Annotated in this window: 21 protein-coding genes and 1 pseudogene; 7 read left to right on the top strand and 15 right to left on the bottom strand. The window is 72.5% G+C overall.

The annotated features are described in order from the left end of the window. Nucleotides 1–66 precede the first annotated feature (66 nt). From hypB to hypE, 5 genes are read left to right on the top strand one after another with little or no spacing between them, the layout of a single operon-like run. Nucleotides 67–789, top strand: a complete 723-nt coding sequence (hypB, locus tag ACWC0C_RS33075; protein WP_450867789.1) for a hydrogenase nickel incorporation protein HypB — start codon at nt 67–69, stop codon at nt 787–789. After that, nucleotides 786–3,128, top strand: coding sequence for a carbamoyltransferase HypF (gene hypF, locus ACWC0C_RS33070; protein ID WP_450867787.1), 2,343 nt, complete (start codon nt 786–788; stop codon nt 3,126–3,128). The genes hypB and hypF overlap by 4 nt, the downstream gene beginning before the upstream one ends. A 3-nt stretch (nt 3,129–3,131) precedes the next feature. Further along, a complete protein-coding gene (locus ACWC0C_RS33065; protein WP_449194573.1) occupies nt 3,132–3,422 on the top strand; it encodes a HypC/HybG/HupF family hydrogenase formation chaperone in 291 nt (96 codons plus the stop codon). Further along, a complete protein-coding gene (gene hypD / locus ACWC0C_RS33060; protein WP_450867785.1) occupies nt 3,419–4,561 on the top strand; it encodes a hydrogenase formation protein HypD in 1,143 nt (380 codons plus the stop codon). Before ACWC0C_RS33065 ends, hypD begins: the two co-directional genes overlap by 4 nt. Then, nucleotides 4,554–5,627 carry a hydrogenase expression/formation protein HypE gene (gene hypE, locus ACWC0C_RS33055; RefSeq protein WP_450867783.1) on the top strand — a complete coding sequence of 358 codons (1,074 nt, stop codon included), beginning with the start codon at nt 4,554–4,556 and terminating at the stop codon, nt 5,625–5,627. The genes hypD and hypE overlap by 8 nt, the downstream gene beginning before the upstream one ends. Nucleotides 5,628–5,654: 27 nt before the next feature. Here hypE and hypA read toward each other — a convergent pair whose 3' ends face one another. From hypA to ACWC0C_RS33010, 9 genes are all read right to left on the bottom strand, one after another. Further along, complete coding sequence (gene hypA / locus ACWC0C_RS33050; RefSeq protein WP_450867781.1) at nt 5,655–6,011, bottom strand: hydrogenase maturation nickel metallochaperone HypA; 357 nt, start codon at nt 6,009–6,011, stop codon at nt 5,655–5,657. A gap of 9 nt (nt 6,012–6,020) precedes the next feature. Then, nucleotides 6,021–6,218: a hypothetical protein gene (locus tag ACWC0C_RS33045; RefSeq protein ID WP_449194569.1), complete on the bottom strand. Its 198-nt coding sequence runs from the start codon at nt 6,216–6,218 to the stop codon at nt 6,021–6,023. Between the two features lie 11 nt (nt 6,219–6,229). Further along, nucleotides 6,230–6,436 (bottom strand): hypothetical protein, encoded by a 207-nt coding sequence (locus tag ACWC0C_RS33040; RefSeq protein ID WP_449194568.1) that lies wholly within the window; start codon nt 6,434–6,436, stop codon nt 6,230–6,232. A gap of 21 nt (nt 6,437–6,457) precedes the next feature. Then, the gene (locus ACWC0C_RS33035; RefSeq protein WP_449194567.1) at nt 6,458–7,054 is read right to left on the bottom strand and encodes a DUF5947 family protein; all 597 of its coding nucleotides are present in this window, start codon (nt 7,052–7,054) and stop codon (nt 6,458–6,460) included. Beyond that, nucleotides 7,051–7,605: a NifU family protein gene (locus tag ACWC0C_RS33030; RefSeq protein ID WP_450867778.1), complete on the bottom strand. Its 555-nt coding sequence runs from the start codon at nt 7,603–7,605 to the stop codon at nt 7,051–7,053. Before ACWC0C_RS33030 ends, ACWC0C_RS33035 begins: the two co-directional genes overlap by 4 nt. Further along, complete coding sequence (locus ACWC0C_RS33025; RefSeq protein WP_450867776.1) at nt 7,598–9,391, bottom strand: nickel-dependent hydrogenase large subunit; 1,794 nt, start codon at nt 9,389–9,391, stop codon at nt 7,598–7,600. Before ACWC0C_RS33025 ends, ACWC0C_RS33030 begins: the two co-directional genes overlap by 8 nt. Before the next feature lie 61 nt (nt 9,392–9,452). After that, the gene (locus ACWC0C_RS33020; protein WP_449194564.1) at nt 9,453–10,541 is read right to left on the bottom strand and encodes an NADH-quinone oxidoreductase subunit B family protein; all 1,089 of its coding nucleotides are present in this window, start codon (nt 10,539–10,541) and stop codon (nt 9,453–9,455) included. Between the two features lie 99 nt (nt 10,542–10,640). Further along, a complete protein-coding gene (locus ACWC0C_RS33015) occupies nt 10,641–12,173 on the bottom strand; it encodes a hypothetical protein (protein ID WP_450867775.1) in 1,533 nt (510 codons plus the stop codon). A gap of 220 nt (nt 12,174–12,393) precedes the next feature. Beyond that, on the bottom strand, nt 12,394–13,290 hold the full coding sequence (locus ACWC0C_RS33010; protein WP_450867774.1) for a LysR family transcriptional regulator: 897 nt from the start codon (nt 13,288–13,290) through the stop codon (nt 12,394–12,396). Nucleotides 13,291–13,351: 61 nt separating this feature from the next. On the opposite strand from ACWC0C_RS33010, the gene ACWC0C_RS33005 reads away from it, so the two are divergent. Continuing rightward, nucleotides 13,352–13,702 carry a DoxX family protein gene (locus ACWC0C_RS33005; RefSeq protein WP_449194561.1) on the top strand — a complete coding sequence of 117 codons (351 nt, stop codon included), beginning with the start codon at nt 13,352–13,354 and terminating at the stop codon, nt 13,700–13,702. Between the two features lie 25 nt (nt 13,703–13,727). Here ACWC0C_RS33005 and ACWC0C_RS33000 read toward each other — a convergent pair whose 3' ends face one another. From ACWC0C_RS33000 to ACWC0C_RS32990, 3 genes are all read right to left on the bottom strand, one after another. Then, entirely contained in the window at nt 13,728–14,933 is a 1,206-nt protein-coding gene (locus ACWC0C_RS33000) for a PP2C family protein-serine/threonine phosphatase (protein ID WP_450867773.1), read from the bottom strand. Further along, complete coding sequence (locus tag ACWC0C_RS32995) at nt 14,930–16,030, bottom strand: FUSC family protein (protein WP_450867772.1); 1,101 nt, start codon at nt 16,028–16,030, stop codon at nt 14,930–14,932. The genes ACWC0C_RS33000 and ACWC0C_RS32995 overlap by 4 nt, the downstream gene beginning before the upstream one ends. A gap of 291 nt (nt 16,031–16,321) precedes the next feature. Then, on the bottom strand, nt 16,322–16,735 hold the full coding sequence (locus ACWC0C_RS32990; RefSeq protein ID WP_450867771.1) for an SRPBCC family protein: 414 nt from the start codon (nt 16,733–16,735) through the stop codon (nt 16,322–16,324). Between the two features lie 246 nt (nt 16,736–16,981). Here ACWC0C_RS32990 and ACWC0C_RS32985 point away from each other — a divergent pair, with 246 nt between their 5' ends. Then, nucleotides 16,982–18,787 carry an alkaline phosphatase family protein gene (locus tag ACWC0C_RS32985; protein WP_450867769.1) on the top strand — a complete coding sequence of 602 codons (1,806 nt, stop codon included), beginning with the start codon at nt 16,982–16,984 and terminating at the stop codon, nt 18,785–18,787. A gap of 85 nt (nt 18,788–18,872) precedes the next feature. On the opposite strand, the gene ACWC0C_RS32980 is transcribed toward ACWC0C_RS32985, so the two are convergent. The 3 genes and pseudogenes from ACWC0C_RS32980 to ACWC0C_RS32970 all read right to left on the bottom strand — a co-directional run. Then, a complete protein-coding gene (locus tag ACWC0C_RS32980) occupies nt 18,873–19,103 on the bottom strand; it encodes a response regulator transcription factor (RefSeq protein WP_449194556.1) in 231 nt (76 codons plus the stop codon). A gap of 141 nt (nt 19,104–19,244) precedes the next feature. Then, nucleotides 19,245–19,919 carry a response regulator gene (locus ACWC0C_RS32975; RefSeq protein WP_450867768.1) on the bottom strand — a complete coding sequence of 225 codons (675 nt, stop codon included), beginning with the start codon at nt 19,917–19,919 and terminating at the stop codon, nt 19,245–19,247. A gap of 113 nt (nt 19,920–20,032) precedes the next feature. Then, nucleotides 20,033–20,126: pseudogene (locus ACWC0C_RS32970) on the bottom strand (histidine kinase dimerization/phospho-acceptor domain-containing protein); the annotation flags it as partial.

Below are 20,126 nucleotides of genomic sequence, written 5' to 3'. Positions count from 1 at the left end.
ATCGGTGGGGCCCGGGCAGCGAGGACGCGGCCCGGGCCCCACCGCCGTACCCGAGGAGCAGCGCCCATGTGCCGGTCCGACGTCAAGCAGGCCGTCCTGGCGAAGAACGACGACCTGGCCGCGGAGCTGCGCGGTGACCTCGCCCGGCAGGGCGTGACCGTCGTCAATCTTCTGTCCAGCCCCGGCAGCGGCAAGACCGAACTCCTCGGCCTGGTCCTGGCCCGCGCGGTGCAGCGGGGCGTTCCGGTGGCGGCGCTGACGGCCGACCTGGCCACCGAGAACGACGCCGTCCGGCTGGCCCGCTCCGGCGCCCCCGTCCAGCAGGTGCTCACCGACGGACTGTGCCACCTGGAGGCCCGTCAGGTGCGGGCCCGGCTGACCGGCTGGCTGCCTGCGGACACCGCCGTGCTCTTCGTGGAGAACGTCGGGAACCTCGTCTGCCCGGCCGCGTACGACCTCGGCGAGACCCTGCGGGTCGCGCTGATGGCGGTCACCGAGGGCGAGGACAAACCACTGAAGTACCCGACCGCGTTCGGCTCCGCCCATCTGGTCGTGATCACCAAGACGGACCTCGCCGAGCCGGCCGGCTTCGACGAGACCGCCTTCCGGACGAACGTGCACCGGGTCAATCCGGGCGTGGAGATCGTACGGTCCTGCGCCCGCACGGGCGCCGGGGCCGACACCCTCCTGGACCGTGCCCTCGCCGCCCGGGAGGGCACCCGGCACCACCCGCCGCTGGCCCCGCATCCGCACGGCCGGCAGCACACCCAGCCCGCCCCGGCCGTATGACGGCCCCCGCGACCGGCCTGGTGCGCCGCCGGCTCACCGTGCGCGGCACCGTGCAGGGAGTCGGCTTCCGGCCGTACGCGCACCGACTGGCCGCCGGCCTGGGCCTGGCCGGGTTCGTCGGGAACACCGGCGACGGCGTGACCGTCGAGGTCGAGGGCCCCGCGGACGACGTCGACCGCTTCAGCGCCGCGCTGGCCGAACAGCCGCCGCCCCTGGCCACCGTGAGCCACATCGCCGCCGAGGACCTGCCCGCCACCGGCGACGACGCACCCTTCACCATCCGCTCCACCGAGCGGGCAGGCGGCGGCACCCATCTGCCACCCGACACCGCTACCTGCGCGGACTGCCTGCGCGAACTGGCCGATCCGGCCGACCGCCGGCACCGGCACCCGTTCGTCACCTGCACCCACTGCGGACCACGCTTCACCATCGCCACCGGGATGCCGTACGACCGTGCGGCCACCACCATGGCCGGCTTCCCGATGTGTCCCTCCTGCGCCCGCGAGTACGGCGATCCCGCCGACCGGCGCTTCCACGCCCAGCCCGTCGCCTGCCCCGAGTGCGGCCCACGGCTGACCCTGGTCCCGGGCCTGGCCGGGGTGCGCCCGGCCCTGGGTGCGCACGCCCTCGCCACGGCCCGCGCGCTGCTGACCGCCGGGCGGATCGTCGCCGTCAAGGGGCTCGGCGGCTACCACCTGGCCTGCGACGCCACCGACGACCGGGCCGTGGCCGCCCTGCGCCGCCGCAAGGAACGGGGCGGCAAGGCCTTCGCGGTGATGTGCGCGGACCTGGCCACCGCCGAGCGGATCGCGGTCCTCTCCGCCGCCGAACGAGCCGCGCTGACCAGTGCCCGCCGCCCCATCGTCCTGCTGCGCAGGCGCACACCGGCCGACGGCCTCCGCCTCGCCGACCAGGTCTGCCCGGGCAGCCCGTACGTGGGTGTGCTACTGCCCTACACCCCTGTCCACACCCTGCTGTTCGGGCTGCCCGGCCAGCCGCCCGGCCCCCGGGCCCTGGTGATGACGAGTGGCAACCGCTCCGGCGAGCCGATCGTCACCGACGACACCGAGGCGCTGACCCGGCTGGCCGGGCTGGCCGACGCCTGGCTCGCCCACGACCGGCCCATCGCCTCGCCGTGCGACGACTCCCTGCTGCGGGTCCGCCCGGACGGCACCGCGCAGGTCCTCAGGCGTTCCCGCGGTTACGTCCCCCGTCCGCTGCGGCTCCCCGTCGCGGTGCCGCCCGTGCTCGCGGCCGGCGGCGACCTGAAGAACGCGCTGTGCCTGGGGGAGGGCGACCAGGCCTGGTTCGGGCCGCACATCGGCGACATGGGCGACCTGGCGACCCTCGAGGCGGCGGGGCGGGCCGAGCGGCACCTGACCCGCCTGACCGGGGTCAGCCCCCGGCTGGTGGCCGCCGACCGGCACCCCGGCTACCACTCGACGGGCTGGGCCCGGCGCCGCGCCTCGAGGCTGCCGCTGCGGCTGGTCCAGCACCACCACGCCCACATCGCCTCCGCGATGGCCGAGCACGGCCTGGACGGCACCACGCCGGTGATCGGTGTCGCCTTCGACGGCACCGGGTACGGCGACGACGGAACCGTGTGGGGCGGCGAGATCCTGCTCGCCGACTACACCGGCTACCGGCGCTTCGCCCGTCTCGCCCCCGCCCCGCTGCCCGGCGGAGACGCAGGCGTCGCCAACCCCTGCCGGCTGGCGCTGGCCCGGTTGTGGGCGGCCGGGCTGCCGTGGGAGCCGGATCTGCCGAGCGTTCAGGCCTGTACCGAGGTCGAACTCGCCGTACTGCGGCAGCAGTTGGCCCGGCAGGTGGCCTGGGTGCCGACGTCCAGCATGGGCCGCCTGTTCGACGCGGTGTCGTCCCTGGCCGGTGTGTGCCAGCGGGCCGGGTACGAGGCGCAGGCCGCGATGGAGCTGGAGGCGGCGGCGCTGCGGGCCGGGGACGCGGACTCGGTGGCGTACCCCTTCGAACTCACCGGTGAGGACGTGCTCGCCTGCGACCCCGCACCGATGCTGAGGGCCCTGCTCGCCGATCGGCGGCGCGGCACGCCGGTACCCGTCCTCGCGGCACGCTTCCACCGAGGTGTCGCCCGGGCCGTCGCCGGGATCTGCCACCGCGCCCGCGCGGAGACCGGCCTGACCACGGCCGCCCTCACCGGAGGCGTCTTCGCCAACGGCCTGCTGGAGGAGGAGACCGCCTCCCTGCTCACCCGAGCCGGGTTCGCGGTCCTCCGGCACGGCGAAGTCCCCCCGAACGACGGAGGGTTGGCGCTCGGTCAGCTCATGGTCGCGGGAACAGCACACAACCACGAGACGGAGTGACCCATGTGTCTGGCAGTGCCCGGCAAGGTCGTGTCCATCGACCATCGCGCCGACCCCCTGACCGGGCTGATCGACTTCGGCGGAGTGCGTAAACAGGCCTGCCTGGAGTACGTGCCCGACGTCCGGGTGGGGGAGTACGTCATCGTCCACGTCGGCTTCGCCCTGCAGCGCCTGGACGAGCAGTCGGCCCGCGCGTCCCTGGAGCTGTTCGAGCAACTGGGGCTGCTGGAAGAGGAGTTCGGCGACGCCTGGGAGCAGGCGGCCCGGCAGGAGAGCGGGAGTGAGGCCCGGTGAAGTACATCGACGAGTTCAACGACCCGGCCCTGGCACGCCGGTTGCTGGACGAGATCCGGGCCACGGTCACCCGGCCCTGGGCGCTGATGGAGGTCTGCGGCGGCCAGACCCACTCCATCATCCGCCACGGCATCGACCAACTCCTCCCGGACGAGGTCGAGTTGATCCACGGGCCGGGCTGTCCGGTGTGTGTCACACCGCTCGACGTCATCGACAAGGCCCTGGAGATCGCCGCCCGCCCCGGGGTGATCTTCTGCTCCTTCGGGGACATGCTACGGGTGCCCGGCACCGACCGGGACCTGTTCCGGGTCAAGGGCGAGGGCGGGGACGTACGCGTGGTGTACTCACCGCTGGACGCGCTCGACCTCGCCCGCAAGCACCCGGACCGCCAGGTCGTGTTCTTCGCCATCGGCTTCGAGACGACCGCCCCCGCCAACGCCATGGCCGTCCACCAGGCCCGCCGCCTGGGCCTCGGCAACTTCAGCCTGCTGGTCTCCCACGTCCGGGTCCCACCGGCGATCGAGGCCATCATGACCGCACCGGAATGCCGCGTGCAGGGCTTCCTCGCCGCCGGGCACGTGTGCAGCGTGATGGGCACCGCCGAGTACCCGGAACTGGCCGGCAGGTACCGGGTGCCGATCGTCGTGACCGGCTTCGAGCCGCTGGACATCCTGGAAGGGATCCGCCGCGCCGTCCACCAGCTGGAGCGCGGCGAGCACCGGGTGGAGAACGCCTACCCGCGCGCCGTGCGCGAGCAGGGCAACCCGGCGGCCCTGCGCATGCTGGAGGAGGTCTTCGAGGTCACCGACAGCAATTGGCGCGGCATCGGCCTCATCCCCGCCAGCGGCTGGCGGCTGTCCGACGCCTACCGGGCCTACGACGCCGAACACCGCTTCGACGTCACCGGCATCCGCACCGAGGAACCCGCCGTGTGCCGGGCCGGCGAGGTGCTGCAGGGCCTGATCAAGCCGACCGAGTGCGAGGCCTTCGGCACGGCCTGCACCCCCCGCACCCCGCTCGGCGCCACCATGGTCTCCAGCGAGGGCGCCTGCGCCGCCTACTACCTGTACCGCCGGATGAACGCCCCGGCGGTACAGGGATCCCGCATCCCACGGGAGGAGCTGAACACCGTTGGCTGACCTGGCTACCCAAGCGGCCGTCGACCCCGCGAACTGGACCTGCCCCGCACCCCTGCGCGACCAGCCGGTCGTCGTCATGGGCCACGGCGGAGGCGGCGCCCTGTCCGCCGAACTGATCGAGCAGGTCTTCGCCCCCGCCTACGGCAACCCCACCCTGGCCGCCCTCACCGACTCGGCCGTCCTTGACCTGGGCGGCGCCCGGCTGGCCTTCTCCACCGACTCCTACGTCGTACGGCCGCTGTTCTTCCCCGGCGGCAGCCTCGGCGACCTCGCCGTCAACGGCACGGTGAACGACCTGGCGATGAGCGGCGCCCGGCCTGCCCATCTGTCCACCGCCTTCGTGCTCGAAGAGGGCGTGGAACTGGACGTCGTCGGCCGGATCGCGCACGCCATCGGCGCGGCGGCGGAGGCGGCGGGCGTCACCGTCGTCACCGGCGACACCAAGGTGGTCGAGTCCGGACACGGCGACGGCGTCTACGTCACCACCGCCGGCCTCGGCCTCGTACCGGACGGCGTCGACATCCGCCCCCAGCGTGCCCGGCCGGGCGACGCCGTCCTCGTCAGCGGCCCCGTCGGGCTGCACGGCGTGGCCGTCATGAGCGTGCGCGAGGGACTGGAGTTCGGCGTCGAGATCGCCTCCGACACCGCGCCCCTGGCGGACCTCGTGGCGGCCATGCTGGCGGTCACGAAGGACGTCCACGTGCTGCGCGACCCGACCCGGGGCGGGCTCGGCGCGTCCCTGAACGAGATCGCCCGTGCCTCCGGCACCGGCGTGCGGCTGCACGAGCGGGCGATCCCGGTGCCCGAGGAGGTCGCGAACGCCTGCGGATTCCTCGGCCTGGACCCGCTGTACGTCGCCAACGAGGGCCGGCTCGTCGCATTCGTACCCCCGGAGCACGCCGAGGCTGTGCTGGCGGCGATGCGGGCGAACCCGCAGGGCGGCGGCGCGGCCCGCATCGGCGAGTGCGTCGCGGAGCACCCGGGGATGGTCGTCATGGCCACCGGCCTCGGCGGCACCCGGGTGGTGGACCTGCCGCTGGGCGAGCAACTGCCCCGCATCTGCTGAGCCCTGCTCGCCCGTCCGGCCCCGCACTCAGTGCGGGGCCGGTGCCGGTGCGACGTCCGTGATCTCCAGCTCCCGTCCGCTGCGCAGCTCCTGCGACGGACGGTCGCAGCGCGGGCACCAGAAGAACGGCGGCATCCCCACCGCGAACTCCTCGGCGCACGGTGTGCAGTACGCCTGTGCGGCCACATGCGCGACGACCAGCCGGGCCCCGGCGAGCGCCGTGCCCTCCCGGGCCACCTCGAAGGCGAAGTCCAGGGCGTCGGGCACCACACCCGCCAGCTCGCCCACGCGTACGGTCACCGACGAGACACCGCCGGCCCCGTCCGCGCGGGCGATCTCCTCGGCCTGCTCCACGATCGCGGTCGCGATCGACAGCTCGTGCACGGCCGCGGATCAGGGATAGCGGCGGTTCGCGCGCAGGCCACCGGTCATCCGGTAGATACGCAGCTCACGCATGATGCCCGGGAGTTCCTTGACGACCAGCGCCGCCACCATGCTGCCGACCACCGCGGCCTGGGCCATGAGGACCTGCCGTCCCGACATCCCCGTGTGCCTGGGCCGTCTCCTCATGCCGATGTTCATTACGGTCATGTCCTGCTCCCTCATCCCGGCGAGATGTTCGGCATGTCCTTGATCAGCGCGTCATGCCGCTTCCAGTGGATACCGGTGGAGCGGCGCGCGTCGGAGCTGCCGTCCTTGTGGTGTCCGGTCTGGTGCTTGTACGGGCCCTGGTTGCCCTGGTGCAGTCCGCGCACGTGGGTGGGTGTGTCGGGCTTCGCCTGGGGGCGGCCCACTCGGATGGTGCCCATGTCGGTTCTCCTTCCAAGTCCTCAGGACCGCTCGGTGAGCTCCCTGAAGAACTGTTCTACGGCCGGCCAGACCCGGCCGCCACCGGACAGGCCCCGCCACTCGCGGCGGACCAGGGCGATCATCCGGTAGCAGTCGTCGACCGGCACGATCCAGTGCTCGTCGAGCCCGCGCACGGTGTTCACGAGCAGCGCCTCCACATCGGGTGCCATGCCGGCGAGCTGCGGAACCGTGGCTGCCAGCCGCTGCCAGGCGCCCGCGTCCACCTCCCACCGCATGGCTCCGGCCGGGCTCGGTCCCTGCGCGGTGACCGTGCCGTCGCCGCGGGGCACGAAGAACACCAGGCCCACCGGGACGCCCAGGACCGCCGTGTCGACCGGGGGCAGCCGCAGCCGGCGCCGGGGCACGAGCCGGTAGCGGCCCTCGCCCGCCCCGTCGTCGGCGAACAGCACCGAGCAGGGCCCGCACACGCAGCGCACCTCGGCGGCGGCCGTTTCGTACAGATGGGGGTGTTCGGCGGCCAGGCGGGCGGCGCACAGCTCGCAGGCCTCGGCCTCGGCCGTCGCCGCACGCCGGCCCGCGGTGCGGATGACCCGGGCGAGCGCTCCGTCCATCCTCACCGCGCCTCCTCGGGCACGGCCCGGCGCCTGATCGTGGTCAGCGGTACGAACGCCGGCGCCGGCCTGCGCTCGCTCCGCACCGTCTCCACCGAGGTCAGCTCGGGGGCGACGGCCAGCACGGCGGCCTCGACCACCTCGGTGACGTCCGACGAGCCGCCGCCGCACCCGGAACCGCATCCGCCGCCGGAGGTCAGCCGCACCCGCGCGACCCGCCCCTCGACGCCGGCCCACTCCAGGTCACCGCCGCGCTCACGCACCGCCGGCCGCAGCTTGTCCACCGCGCGGGCGGCCCTGCGCTCCGGCGGCTCCGGGTGGATCTCGTGCAGGACGAGGAGGTGCCCGAGCAGTTCGTCGTCGGCGAGCCGCTCCCGCAACCGCTCGTCCGCGTGGTCCAGCACCCGGGCGAGGGCCTCGCCGTAGACCTCGGTCAGCAGTCGTACCGCCTCCAGCGCCGGGCCCGGAGCGGACTCCAGCCCGGCCAGCACCTCGTCCAGACGGGCGAGCCGCGCCTCCACCGCCGGGTCCGCCAGCCGTACGGCGGCGTCAGCCATGGTTCGCGCCGTACGTCGGCGAGTGCACGGTGGTCAGGGTCTTGCCCTTGCCCATGTACATGTGGACGCCGCACGGCAGACAGGGGTCGAAGCTGCGCACCGTGCGCATGATGTCGACGCCCTTGAAGTCGTCGGGCCCGTTCTCCTCGAAGATCGGCTGGCCCTGGACGGCGTCCTCGTACGGGCCGGGGGTGCCGTAGATGTCCCGCGGGCTGGCGTTCCACGGGGTCGGCGGGTACGGGTGGTAGTTGGCGATCTTCTGGTCCCGGATCACCAGGTGGTGGGAGAGGACCCCGCGCACCGCCTCGTGGAAGCCGCAGCCGATCGACTCGTCCGGCACCTCGAAGTTCTCGAACACCTTCGTGTCGCCGGTCTTCAGCATCCCCATCGCCTCCTCCAGGAAGTGCAGGGCCATGGCGGCGGCGTAGGCGATGAAGTACGGCCGGGCGCGGTCCCGTTCGAGGGTGTTGCTCCACTTCGGGATGCGCCACTCCAGAGTCGTCTCCGGCAGCTTCTCCCCCTTGGGCAGGGTGATACGGATGCCGCCGTCGGCCGCCTTGACGTACGGCGTGTCGACGATGCCGCTCAGCGCGGTCGACCACAGTCGGGCCAGCGGACCGCCACCGGTGTCCAGGGCGAGGTGCTCGCCGGTGTCCGGGTGGTACCAGCGGGGGCTCATCACCCAGCTGTAGTTGCCGTCGAAGTCCCGCTTCTGCGGCACCGGGACCGTGGTCTGGTTCCACGGGTGGCGCATGTCGACGGGGTTGCCGAGCGGGTCGTGGGTGACGAACGGGTCCTCGTTGGCCCAGTCCTCGTAGAAGGAGCTGCCCAGCATGATGCGCAGCCCGAGGTTGATGTCGATCAGGTTGTTGGTGACCAGCTTGCCGTCCACCACGATCCCCGGGGTGACATACATCGCCCGGCCCCACTCGTTCATCGTCGCGTAGCGGTAGTCGACGACGTCCGGGTTCTGGAAGGCGCCCCAACAGCCCAGCAGGATACGGCGCTTGCCGACCTCCTCGTAGCCCGGCAGCGCCTCGTAGAAGAAGTCGAAGACGTCGTCGTTCATCGCCACCGCCTTCTTGATGAAGTCGATGACGTGCATCAGGCGGCTGAGGTAGTCGGTGAAGGTGTTCGGCTGCGGCATCGTGCCGACGCCGCCCGGGTACATCGTGGAGGGGTGCACGTGCCGCCCCTCCATCAGGCAGAACATCTCCCGGGTGATCCGGCTGACCTTGAGCGCCTCCTTGTAGACCTCGCCCTCGAAGGGGTTGAAGGCCTTCATGATCTCGGCGATCGTGCGGTAGCCGTGGACGTCGCCGCGGGGCGCGTCGGTGCGCTCGGCGCGGGCCAGGACACCGGGATTGGTGGCCTTGACCATCGCCTCGCAGAAGTCCACGAAGACCAGGTTGTCCTGGAAGATCGTGTGGTCGAAGATGTACTCCGCCGCCTCGCCGAGGTTGGTGATGTGCTCGGCCAGCTTGGGCGGTTTGACCCCGTAGGCCATCTGCTGGGCGTAGTTGGAGCAGGTGGTGTGGTTGTCGCCGCAGATCCCGCAGATCCGTGACGTGATGAACCCGGCGTCACGCGGGTCCTTGCCCTTCATGAAGACCGAATAGCCGCGGAACAGCGACGAGGTGCTGTGGCACTCGACGACTTCCTGGTTGGCGAAGTCGATCTTCGTGTAGATGCCCAGGTTGCCGATGATCCGGGTGATCGGATCCCAGGACATGTCGACGATCTGGGCCGGCTTGCGTTCGGTGGGCCGGGACTCGGTGGTGGTCATCTGCGGTGCTGCCCCTCGCTGTTCGGTTCGGGCGGGTCGGTGGAGGGATGGGGGGACGGCGTCAGGCGCGCCAGTGCGGGTCGTAGCCGCTGGTCAGCTTGCGCTTGTTGTGGCGCCACTTGGGCTCGTGGTTCACCACGTCGTTGGTCAGGCCGCGCAGTCGGCGGATGACGGCCCCGTACGGCCTGACGAGCATGGTCGACAGCGTGCCGCCCGGGGGTTCGTCCATGAACGGCATGAAGGCGTCGGGGAAGCTGGGCATCGTGCAGCCGATGCAGATGCCGCCGACGTTCGGGCAGCCCCCGATGCCGGCCATCCAGCCCCGCTTGGGCACGTTGCAGTTGACGACCGGCCCCCAACAGCCCACCTTCACCTGGCACTTGGGGGAGTTGTAGTCCTTCGCGAAGTCGGCCTGCTCGTAGTACGCCGCCCGGTCGCAGCCCTCGTGCACGGTCTTCCCGAACAGCCACTGCGGACGCAGCATGTGGTCCAGCGGCGGCGGGGGAGCGGCACCGGCCGCGTGCTGGAGGACCCAGACGAGGGTCTCCATGAAGTTCTCCGGCTGGATGGGACAGCCGGGCACGTTGACGACGGGAAGCCCCGAGCGTGCCTTGAACTCCCAGCCCAGGTAGTCCGCGAGGCCCATGCAGCCGGTCGGGTTACCGGCCATCGCGTGGATGCCGCCGAAGGTGGCGCAGGTCCCGGCTGCCACGACCGCCCAGGCCTTCGGCGCGAGCTGGTCGATCCACCAGTTCAGCGTCTGCGGCTCACCGGTGTCGGGGTCGTTGCCGAACGACGTCCAGTAGCCGTCGCCGTCGATGATGTTCTGGTTGGGGATCGAACCCTCGATCACGAGGATGAACGGCTCCAGTTCGCCGCGGGCGGCCGCCCGGTACGGGGCCAGGAAGTCCTCGCCGCCCAGGCTCGGTGAGAGCACCTTGTTGACGAGGTTCACCTTCGGCAGGCCCGGGATGAGGCCCAGTACGACGTCCTCGATGGAGGGTTGGCCGGCAGCGGTCAGTGACACGGTGTCGCCGTCGCAGCTCATGCCCTCCGAGATCCAGAGGATGGTGATCTCGTCGAAGCCTTCCCGCGCCTCGGCCCGGCCGGGCTCGCCGCGGACTTCGGTGGTACCGCTCTGTGTGGTCATCGCTGCGACCTCCGTTGGTGCCGGTCTCGGAGTGGGGCGTGGGCTGCCGCGTCCTCGCGCGGCAGGTGCTCGGCCATGCGGTGGCCGTGGGCCGGTGGCTCAGGGGCATCCATCGGACCGTCCCTCCTGTGGCCGGTCGGCCGGACGATGCGGCCGTGGGGACCGCGGCCCGGGGGACTTCGCCGGGCCGGTCGGCTCCTGCGAGCCCGGGTTGCCGAGTGGTTCGACCTCGTCGGGCCGGAAGTAGTGGAAACGGCCGTACCAGCCGTGCAGTTCGGCGGCCGGATCGTCGTCGACCGTGACCGCCAGATGGACGCTGCCGTCCACGTCGTGGAAGACCGCGGCGATGTGCGCGGTCCGGCCGTCCAGGAACATGTCCTGTGCGTCGGCACCCCGGCCGTGCGGGCGCAGCCGCACCCGGCTGCCGCCGCCGACGGACACCCCGTCCACGACGACCGTGTCGGTCTGCGGGCACAGCCCGTCGTCGCCGCCCTCCTGCCACCATGCGGGCCGTTCGGCGGGCGCGGGCACCGGGGTCAGGGAGCGGATCGCGCCGTGCAGCCTGGAGAACACCTCGCGGGGCATGGTGTCCACCCGGTCGAGGATCCGCGCGGCCCGTGGGTCGGTGGCCCGGGCCTCGGCCTTCTCCTCGTCGGTCAGCAGCATGGTGCGCAGGGTGAGGATCTCGTCGATCTCCGCCGCGTCGTGCAGATCGCCCGGACTCTCCGGCGCCACCTGCGGCCAGTCGGGCAGGATGATCGGAGCGGAGAGCATGACGGTGCCCGTCGCGCGGTCGCCGGGCGTGCCGCCGAGGACGGGGAACGTGAAGGCGTTCCGGCAGCCCCGCGCCTGCTCCGCCAGCCCCTCGGGCGGATCGACGAGCGAGACGAACTCCACGCCGTCCCCGCCGACGAGCGTGTGCGTGGCGATCAGCGCCTGCCGCAGTGCCTCATGGCGAGGGGCCCGAGGGTCCGGGGTACGGCCGGTGTTCTCGGTGCGCACCCGCAACCGGTACAGCCCCGGCGCGAGCGGCTCGGCCACGACCGTCGTCGCGCCCCGTACCTCCCGGCGCCGCCGTACCGTCCGCCCCGCACCGCCCGGCAGCGCCGCGGACTCCGCACCGGCCGCCGCGCCCACCAGGGCGGTACGACCGCCGCGCAGCAGCTCCGCCAGCGGCACCACCAGCTCGGCCTCGCGCGGCACCGCCTCCTCGAACGACAGATGCGTGGCGCCGTCGGCGGTCCGCAACGACTCGACCGGGCGGTGCCGTCCGCCCCCGTCGGCCGCCTCCACCTGCTTGTCCTGCATCTGCAGATACCGCACCCGCACCCGTACGACGGCGTCGGCGCGCGCTGCCCGCAGCAGGCACTCGGTCTGCTGGTACCAGGAGTCCGCGGAGCCGGAGAGCCCCGGCGTGACCGGCCCGTCCCGCTCCACCCAGTCCCGGGGCAGCAGCACGCCGAACTGCCAGCGGACCCGGTTCTTCGGCGAGGACCGGCGGTACGGATAGAGCAGGTAGCCCTCGTAGAGCACGGCGTCGGCCACCGCACCGACATGCTCGAAGGCGTCGCACGCCACGCCGTCCGTCACGGCGGCGAGTGCCACGCCGCCCTCGCCGGGTCCGTCCGACATGCCGCCTCCTCATCACGGGTCCGCTCGCACACTCCTTCCACCACGGTCACACCCGTCACAGCCCCTCGCCCCTCCGGAGCACTGCCATTGGGCCGGCCAGGGGACGACGGACGTGCGGTGGCCGGCCGGTGTCACGGGTAGGTCGGACGAAGTCGATCACGGCGCCGGGAATGCTCGCCTGCAGTGACCCGATGCATCCGCATCCCGTTGGCGCTCCGGTTCAGGAAGCACGCGCGAGATCCAGGCAGCAGCGGACGAAGTCCTGTACGACCGGATTGCGGTCGTCGGCCGGTGCCCAGGCCACGCCCACCCGCGTCGGGCTCACTCCCGTGACCGGCCGGTAGACCACGCCGGGGCGGGAGTAGAAGCGGGCGGCGGACTCGGGGGCGAGGGCGATGCCGTACCCGTTGGCGATGGCGCTCAGCCAGTCGTCGGGCTGGTCGGTGACCGCGCCGACGCGGACCGGCCGGCCCTCGCGCTCGTCGGCGGCCAGCCAGTGGTCGCGCCAGGCGCCGGTCTCCTCCGGCGCGGCGACGAACGGCTCGTCCCACAGCTCGCGGAAGGCGATCTCGGCGCGTCCCGCCAGCGGATGCCCGCTCGGCAGCGCCACCCACCGCGCCTCACCGAACAGCACCTCCACCCGTAGGGCGGCCTGGCCCGGGAAGGGCAGCCGGAGCAGTGCGGCGTCCACCTCGCCGTCGGCCAGCCCCGCGCTCGGGTTCGTCCAGGCCGCCTGGCGGAGTTCGGCGCGCCACCCGGGCCGCCGCCGGGCGAACTCGGCGACGATCTCCCGCGTCGCCTCGTTGGCCGCGCTCGCCACGAATCCCACCCGGAGGATCCGCGCGGCCTGCCGGTCGGTGGCCTTCGTGGCGTGCAGGGCCTCGTCCCAGGAGGCGAGCACCTGCGGGGCCCGGCGCGCGAGTTCACGGCCGGCGTCCGTCAGCGCCATACCGGTGCGCGAGCGGTCGAAGAGCCGTACGCCGAGCAGGGTCTCCAACTGGCGGATCTGTTTGGTCAGGGCCGGCTGGGACACGAAGACGCGCTCGGCGGCGCGGGTGAGGCTGCCGTCTTCGGCAACGGCCAGGAAGGAACGCAGCAGCCGCGTGTCGACATCCATTCCAACAGGTTATAGATGCTGGTATTGGACGGCACGCCGACCTTCCGGTGAGGGTGGAGCCATGGATATCGCCTATGTGGCCGTCACCTGCGCGGCCCTCCTGGCCAACGCGGGCATCGTGGCGGCCGACGTCGCGAAGGCGCCGTTCGTGCTCGCCAACTCGGCCGAGGTCGGCGTGCCGTCCGCCTGGCTGCCCACCCTCGCCCTGCTCAAGGCGGCCGGAGCGGCCGGGCTGCTCCTCGGACTGCTCGGCGCACGGTCCCTGGGGGTCGCGGCCGGCGCCGGACTGGTGCTGTTCTACGTGGGGGCCGTGATCGCCCATGTGCGGGCCCGGGTGTTCCACAACATCGCCTTCCCGGGCCTCTTCCTCGCCCTGGCGGCCGGCGCGCTGGCCCTGGCGGCGACCCGGTGACCGGTGACGATGCCCGGACCCCGGCTCACGGCAGGCGCTCCAGGGCGACCAGGGCCGCGTCGTCGCCGAGGTCGCCGTGCACGTGGTGCAGGAGATCGCGGCGCAGGCCGGCCACCATCGCCTCCAGCGGCCGGCCGGCGTGTGTGTGCACGGGGGCGGCCAGATCGTGGAAGCGGCCACGGCGGTCGCGGGCCTCGATGAACCCGTCCGTGTACAGCACGAGACGGTCGCCGGGGACGAACGGCACGGTCTCGGCGACGGGGCGCGCCGCCAGCAGATCGCCCAGGCCGAGCGGTGCACCGGGCTGGTCCGGCTCGTGGGGTCGCACTTCGCCCTCGTGGACGACGTAGGGCTCGGGATGGCCGCAGTGGATGATGCGGGCCACGGGCTCGCCGGGCGGGAACTCCACCAGGAGCGCCGTGGCGAACCGCTCCGTGAACAGGGCGTCCGTGCCGGGGCCGTTGGGCTGGTGCGCGTCCGGCGGGCTGTCCAGTGCCGCGATGTGCCGGCGGGCCCGCTCGTCCAGTTGCTCCGCGACCTTCGTCAACGACGGTTCCCGGTAGGCCAGTTCACGGAACGCGCCGAGCAGGGTCGCCGAGGCGCCGACGGCCTGGAGTCCCTTGCCCCGTACGTCGCCGATCACGATCCGAGTGCCGTACGGCGTGCGCACCGCCTCGTAGAAGTCGCCGCCCATCCGCGCCTCCGACTCGGCCGCCAGATACACGCCGCTCAGGGCGAGTGAGTCGATCCGGTGGGGGAGGGGGTGCATCAGGGCGCGCTGTGCGGTCTCGGCGACGGAGCGGACCTGACGGAGCTGCTGTTCCCGGCACTGCCGCAGGGAGCACGCGGCCAGCGAGGTGAGTCCGACCACGAACAGGCTGCCGAGGGTGACGTTCGAGTCCGGGTGCCCCAGGCTGCCCGCGTCCCACTGGAGGACCACGGTGATCACGAGGGCGGCGCAGGCCAGCACCGCCGTCGCGCGCCACGGGAGCAGCACGGCGGCCAGCACCGGGACCGCGGCCATCACCGGGGAGACGTGCAGCCAGTCCGGGGTGAGCAGATCCAGGAGGGCGACGACCAGCATGAGCAGCACGGGGGCCGAGGCCACGGCCACGCGGGTGCCGGTGCGGCGGTGCCAGGGCGCCGCGGCCCGTCCCACGGGTATCCGGTGCGCGGATGCGGGGGTGTGCCCGGTGGTCGTGTCCTGGAGTTCGGTGAAGTGAGAGATCATCGTCGCGGTGAGGGCCGTATCGGGTCGAGGAGCCGCCTGGAGCGGGCGGGCGGAGCGGGCGCGGGTGCCGACAGACAGGTCAGGGCCGACTCCAGGGGGCGCAGCAGGCGCTGGTCCGGGGCGGCCCGGTCCGGGGTCTCACAGCCGGGGGTGCCGAGCCGGGCCAGGGCCTGCCGGGCGGCGGGCAGGGCGGGGTGCGGACGGCCGCCTCGGCAGGAGTAGGCGCACAGGGCGGTCGTACGCAGCAGGCGGGCGTACGGGTGAGCGAACGCGGAGTCGGGGCGGCGGCCCTCGGGCGCATCGGGGTGGGCTTCGAGGAGCCGGCCCGTCGCGGTCACCTGGCCGGCCACATCGGTCAGCGTGCGCAGCACCCGGTGGTCGAGGTGCCAGCGGCGGCGCCGGGCCGTGGGCCGGACGTTCCAGCGCATGCTCTCGTGCGCTTCGTCCGTCGCGCTGCGGGCGCGGGTCAGTGCCGTGCCGAGATCGTCCTCCCAGGCCGGGCCGAGGACGTTCCGTGGCCGCTCGTGCCGTACGACCGCGTCGGCCAGGCCGTCGAGCTGCCGGGCGATCTGCAGCCGCAGGTCCTCCAGCGCCCGCTCGGCGGACCGTACCCGCACGGAGGGGAACAGCAGCACGCTGCAGGCCAGCCCGAAGGCGAGGCCCAGCACGATCTCCGCGAGGTGCGTGGCCAGCTCACCGGGGTGGCGGCCACGGACCAGGGCGAAGGTGAGCAGAGCGGTCGTCGGGACGTGCAGGCCGTGGTGACCGAGGAATCCGTGCCGGGCCAGCAGCACGGAGGCGAAGACAACGATGGCCAGACCGGCCATACCGGGCTCGGCGTACAGCGCCCCGGGCACGGCGACGAGAACGCCGAGCAGGCATCCGGCGGCGTAGCGGGTGGCGGCGGAGACGGTGGCCACCACCGTCGTCTCGACGATGAGGACGGCGGCGATGGCGCCCGCGTAGGGGTCGGTGACGTGCAGGAGAGTCACACAGGTCTGCCAGGTCAGCCCCGCCGCCACGGTGGCACGCGCCGCCTCGGCGCCGCCGGCCTGCCCGATCCGTGCCATGAGAGCGGGGAGTCGTGCTCTGTGCATGTCCCGTCCGTCCCCTTCCGTGTCGGATGCCATGAGCCGGGCAAGGCCGTCCAGGATAATCGGACAAATGGGGTATCTGGCAAATAAGGAAAATGTAGGGGCGGTGGTGGCTCGCGTTTGCGCGGCGCCTGTTCAAATCTCAACAAGCGGGACCGCGTTCGTACGGTCCGAGCCAGGGTTCGCCATGCCCGAAGGCCGGCAAGCAGCTGCCCACCACCGCCTCCGGCGGCAGCACCGCCACCGCGGCCTCCGGCATCGCCAAGCTGCGACCCGGCCATACCTACACGGCGCTCAGCCCGCCCCGTTGTCGACGCGGAGGCGCACCTGTTGCTCCAGGCGCCGCAGGCTGCCGTCGAGGGCGTCGTACACCGCCTGCTCGCCGGGGTCGTGACCGGTGTCGAAGAACGACAGGTGCACGGTCACCTCGCTGGCGCCGCTGCCGATGCCGGATACCTGCAGCCAGCCGGTGTAGCCGCCCTGCTCGCGGGTGCCCCACTCCAGACGCATCTGGTCGGGCTCGGCGCGCAGCACGGCGGGCATGTCCTGGCCGGAGCGGTCCTCGTGCACGGTCACGGCGGGCGGGTCCTCGGCGTCCACGTGCACGGCGTCCGGGAGCCAGGCGTCGAGCTGGCCGAGGTTGGCCGCCTGGTCGAAGACCTGCTCGGGCTGTGCGGGCATCGTGCGGGACCATTCGTACTCGCTCATGGCGACACCGACCCTCCGCTCGGAAGTCGTACCCCCACCGCGTGCCCCTTGTGCGGCGACCGAAAAGCCCGTCGCGCCCCGCACTGCGACCGGGCCCCGTCCGCCGCGAACTTGTCTGGTCAAGTTTGGTCGCGGTTCTTCCGCCGGACAGCGACGGCCAGTACTCATGTCCCGTTCGTTGAGCACAGTCAGGCCGCGCGGGCGTCAGCCTTCGCGGCATCCTCCCAACGGGACGAGGTACCACGTATGAGACTGCGCTGGAGATCCCTCGGCGGGCTTCTCGCCCTCCTCGGCGCACTGATCGTCGCCGCTCCCGCCCCCGCCCAGGCGGCCGGCGGCAGCGGCAACCTGATCGTCAACGGCGATGCGGAGAACGGCGGTTACTGCACCGACGACTGGGCGGCCGCCGCCACCGTCCCCGGCTGGACCACCGAGGCCGGCGGTCTGAACGTCATGTGCCACAGCGTCGCCTCCTTCGGCCTGCCCGGCGACGGCAAGACCCCCGGCAAGGCGTTCTTCGGGCCCGGCAACTTCGGCGACGGAGCGATGACGCAGACCGTCGACGTCTCCTCGGCCGCCGCGGCCATCGACGGCGGCGCAGTGCACTACGACCTCTCCGGCTGGCTCGGCGGCTGGACCACCTACAGTGGCTACGTCGCGGTGAGCCTGCACTTCCACGACGGCGGCGGCCGCCCCGTCGGCGCCACCGCCAAGCTGCCCACCGTGTCCGCGAGCGACCGGGGCCAGGCCACCAAGTTCCTCTCGCGCAGCACCGCCGGCGCGGTACCGGCCGGGACCCGGTCCATCCAGGTCGAGGTGCAGTTCCTGTCGACGAGCAGCGAGACCGGCTACGTCGACAACCTCTCCCTCACCCTGGACACCCCGGTCACCGCACCCGCCCCGCTCGCCCCGCCCGTCTCCAAGGTGCCCGGCTACGACCATGTGTTCATGGTCATGATGGAGAACACCGACTACTCCCAGGTTATGAACGATCCGGCGGACACGCCGTACATGCACAGCCTCATGACCCAGGGCGCCACGCTCACCGACTTCCACGGCGTCTACCACCCGAGCGACGAGAACTACCTCGCCGTCGCCGGCGGCGACACCTATGCCAAGGGCGCCACCTACTTCCCCAACATCAACTCCCCCCAGCGCAACCTCGGTGACACCCTGGAGGCGGCCGGCAAGACCTGGAAGGCCTATGAGCAGGGCATGGGCACTCCCTGCAACACCAAGAACAACAACGACAGTTACTACGAGCCCGATGACGCGCCCTTCATCAACTACACCGACATCAGCGGTGACGCCCAGCGCTGCGCGGCCCACCTGTTCGACACCACACAGCTGACCACCGACCTGAAGTCCGCGGCCACCACCCCGAACTTCTCCTGGATCGCCGCCGACGACTACTACGACGGCGAGGCCTCCGGCAACGGCAGCGCCACCAGCCTGAAGACCCAGGACGGCTGGCTCAAGCAGACCCTCGCCCCGGTCCTCGCCTCCCCGGCCTGGACCCAGCAGCGCTCGCTGCTCGTCCTGACCTGGGACGAGAGCTCCGGCGAGGCGTACAACCACATCGTGACCACGGTCGTCGGCTCCCAGCGCACCGTCCCGGCCGGGACCAGCAGCCCGCTCCACTACGACCACTACGGCATCGGCCGCACCATCGAGGCCGCCCTCGGCCTGCCCGGCCTCACGGCGAACGACACCTACGCGACCCCGCTCAACGCCGCGTTCGCGCCGTCCACCGCGACCACCGCGACACTCACCGGCGACCTCAACGCGGTCGCGGGCGGCGGGAACGTCACCTTCCGCTACTCGGTTCCGTCGGCATCCCAGGTGAGCGCCAAGAACTGGATAGGCATCTATCCGGCGGGCGTCACTCCCGGCAAGCAGTCCTCGCTCGCCTGGTCCTACGCCCCGAACGCCAGCGGGGCCCTGACCCTCCCGACCGGCAAACTGGGCGGTGCGGGGACGTACGACGTGTACTACCTGGCCAACGACGGCTACTCGGTCCTGGCCGGACCGTTCTCCCTGACCGTCGGCTGACCGCCCGCGCCGCGAACGGGCCCACGCGCCGCCGTCGGCGCGTGGGCCCGGTGGTGTCCAGCGCCGTCCGCGCGGGTCCTTCCGATCACAGGCCCAGGGCGATGGCCATGCGGGTCATCTCGGCCGTGTTGCTGATGTTGAGCTTGGCCCGGATGCGGCGCAGGTAGGCATCCACGGTGTGGGTGGACAGTCCCATGTGGCGGGCGGTCTGGAGGTAGGTGCGACCGGCGGCGATGTGCCGGAGCGTCTCCCGCTCGCGCGGAGCCAGCTCAGGGGCGGGGGCCTCGGTGTGCGGCGTGACGAGGGTGGCGCTCATGGTGCTGTCCTTCGGCGAAGCGTCTGTCCGATTAGGGCGTTTTGCCCTTGTTGCTCCAGATTGCTTGCCGGACGTCATGGTGGTGTCCGTCGACTGTCACAGGCGCGTCACAGGGACGGGAACCGAAGGGTGCGGACCGCGTCAGGCGAGACCGGCCCGGTGGGCGTACAGGGCGGCCTGGACCCGGTTCTCCAGGCCCAGCCGGGTCAGGATGCGGTTGACCCGGCTCTTCACCGTCGCCTCGCTCAGCCCCAGGTCCGCCGCGATCCTGGCGTTGGACAGGCCACGCGCGACCAGCACCAGGACCTGGGTCTCGCGCTCGGTCAGCGCGACGTCGTCGGCCGCTGCGGGCAGGGGCGCCGTCGGCACGAGTGCGGGCGGCAGTGCGGTGACGGTGTCGATGAGGCGCCGGGCGACGGTCGGGGCGAGGACGGGCTCGCCGTCGGCCGCAGCGCGGAGGGCCTCGGCGAGCTGTTCGGGCCGGCTGTTCTTCAGCAGGAAGCCGACGGCCCCGGCACGCAGGGCCGCGTGCACGTACTCGTCCAGGTCGAACGTGGTCAGTACCAGCACGCGCGGCACCGGCCCCAGACCCGGCCACTCCCGCACGATCCGCCGGGTCGCCTCCACACCGGTCGTGCCCGGCATCCGTACGTCCATCAGCACCACGTCGGGACGCAGCGCGACGGCCCGCGCGACGGCCTCCTCCCCGTCGCCCGCCTCACCGACGACCGACAGACCCTCGCGCCGGTCGATGACGAGCCGCAGCGCGGTCCGCACGATCTCCTGGTCGTCCACCACCAGCACGCGTACGGTCATCGCTCGCCCTGTGCCGCATGAGGCCGTGCCGCATCAGGCCGTGCCGCGTCGGCCGCCCGCGCGGACAGGACCGCGCGCAGCCGCCAGCCGCCGTCCGGGCGCGGACCGGCGTGGACGGTCGTGAGCGGAGTGCGCAGCTCATGCGAGACGTCCGACACGAACCGGCGCTGCATCCGCGACAGGTCTTCCAGCTGCTGGATCTTCACC

The sequence above is a fragment of the Streptomyces sp. NPDC001709 genome (assembly GCF_053596375.1).
Note: the sequence above shows the minus strand (reverse complement) of the source record. Positions and strands in the feature narration are given on the sequence as shown.

What these genes read in the sequence shown, in the direction of transcription:
- ACWC0C_RS33025 (WP_450867776.1), bottom strand. Translation starts at nt 9,391, where the DNA reads ATGACCACCACCGAGTCCCGGCCCACCGAACGCAAGCCGGCCCAGATC.
- ACWC0C_RS33005 (WP_449194561.1), top strand. Translation starts at nt 13,352, where the DNA reads ATGGATATCGCCTATGTGGCCGTCACCTGCGCGGCCCTCCTGGCCAAC.
- ACWC0C_RS32980 (WP_449194556.1), bottom strand. Translation starts at nt 19,103, where the DNA reads ATGAGCGCCACCCTCGTCACGCCGCACACCGAGGCCCCCGCCCCTGAG.
- ACWC0C_RS33020 (WP_449194564.1), bottom strand. Translation starts at nt 10,541, where the DNA reads ATGACCACACAGAGCGGTACCACCGAAGTCCGCGGCGAGCCCGGCCGG.
- hypF (WP_450867787.1), top strand. Translation starts at nt 786, where the DNA reads ATGACGGCCCCCGCGACCGGCCTGGTGCGCCGCCGGCTCACCGTGCGC.
- ACWC0C_RS33015 (WP_450867775.1), bottom strand. Translation starts at nt 12,173, where the DNA reads ATGTCGGACGGACCCGGCGAGGGCGGCGTGGCACTCGCCGCCGTGACG.
- ACWC0C_RS33010 (WP_450867774.1), bottom strand. Translation starts at nt 13,290, where the DNA reads ATGGATGTCGACACGCGGCTGCTGCGTTCCTTCCTGGCCGTTGCCGAA.
- hypB (WP_450867789.1), top strand. Translation starts at nt 67, where the DNA reads ATGTGCCGGTCCGACGTCAAGCAGGCCGTCCTGGCGAAGAACGACGAC.
- ACWC0C_RS33065 (WP_449194573.1), top strand. Translation starts at nt 3,132, where the DNA reads ATGTGTCTGGCAGTGCCCGGCAAGGTCGTGTCCATCGACCATCGCGCC.
- ACWC0C_RS33040 (WP_449194568.1), bottom strand. Translation starts at nt 6,436, where the DNA reads ATGGGCACCATCCGAGTGGGCCGCCCCCAGGCGAAGCCCGACACACCC.
- ACWC0C_RS32985 (WP_450867769.1), top strand. Translation starts at nt 16,982, where the DNA reads ATGAGACTGCGCTGGAGATCCCTCGGCGGGCTTCTCGCCCTCCTCGGC.
- ACWC0C_RS33045 (WP_449194569.1), bottom strand. Translation starts at nt 6,218, where the DNA reads ATGACCGTAATGAACATCGGCATGAGGAGACGGCCCAGGCACACGGGG.
- ACWC0C_RS32990 (WP_450867771.1), bottom strand. Translation starts at nt 16,735, where the DNA reads ATGAGCGAGTACGAATGGTCCCGCACGATGCCCGCACAGCCCGAGCAG.
- ACWC0C_RS33000 (WP_450867773.1), bottom strand. Translation starts at nt 14,933, where the DNA reads ATGATCTCTCACTTCACCGAACTCCAGGACACGACCACCGGGCACACC.
- ACWC0C_RS32975 (WP_450867768.1), bottom strand. Translation starts at nt 19,919, where the DNA reads ATGACCGTACGCGTGCTGGTGGTGGACGACCAGGAGATCGTGCGGACC.
- ACWC0C_RS32995 (WP_450867772.1), bottom strand. Translation starts at nt 16,030, where the DNA reads ATGCACAGAGCACGACTCCCCGCTCTCATGGCACGGATCGGGCAGGCC.
- ACWC0C_RS33030 (WP_450867778.1), bottom strand. Translation starts at nt 7,605, where the DNA reads ATGGCTGACGCCGCCGTACGGCTGGCGGACCCGGCGGTGGAGGCGCGG.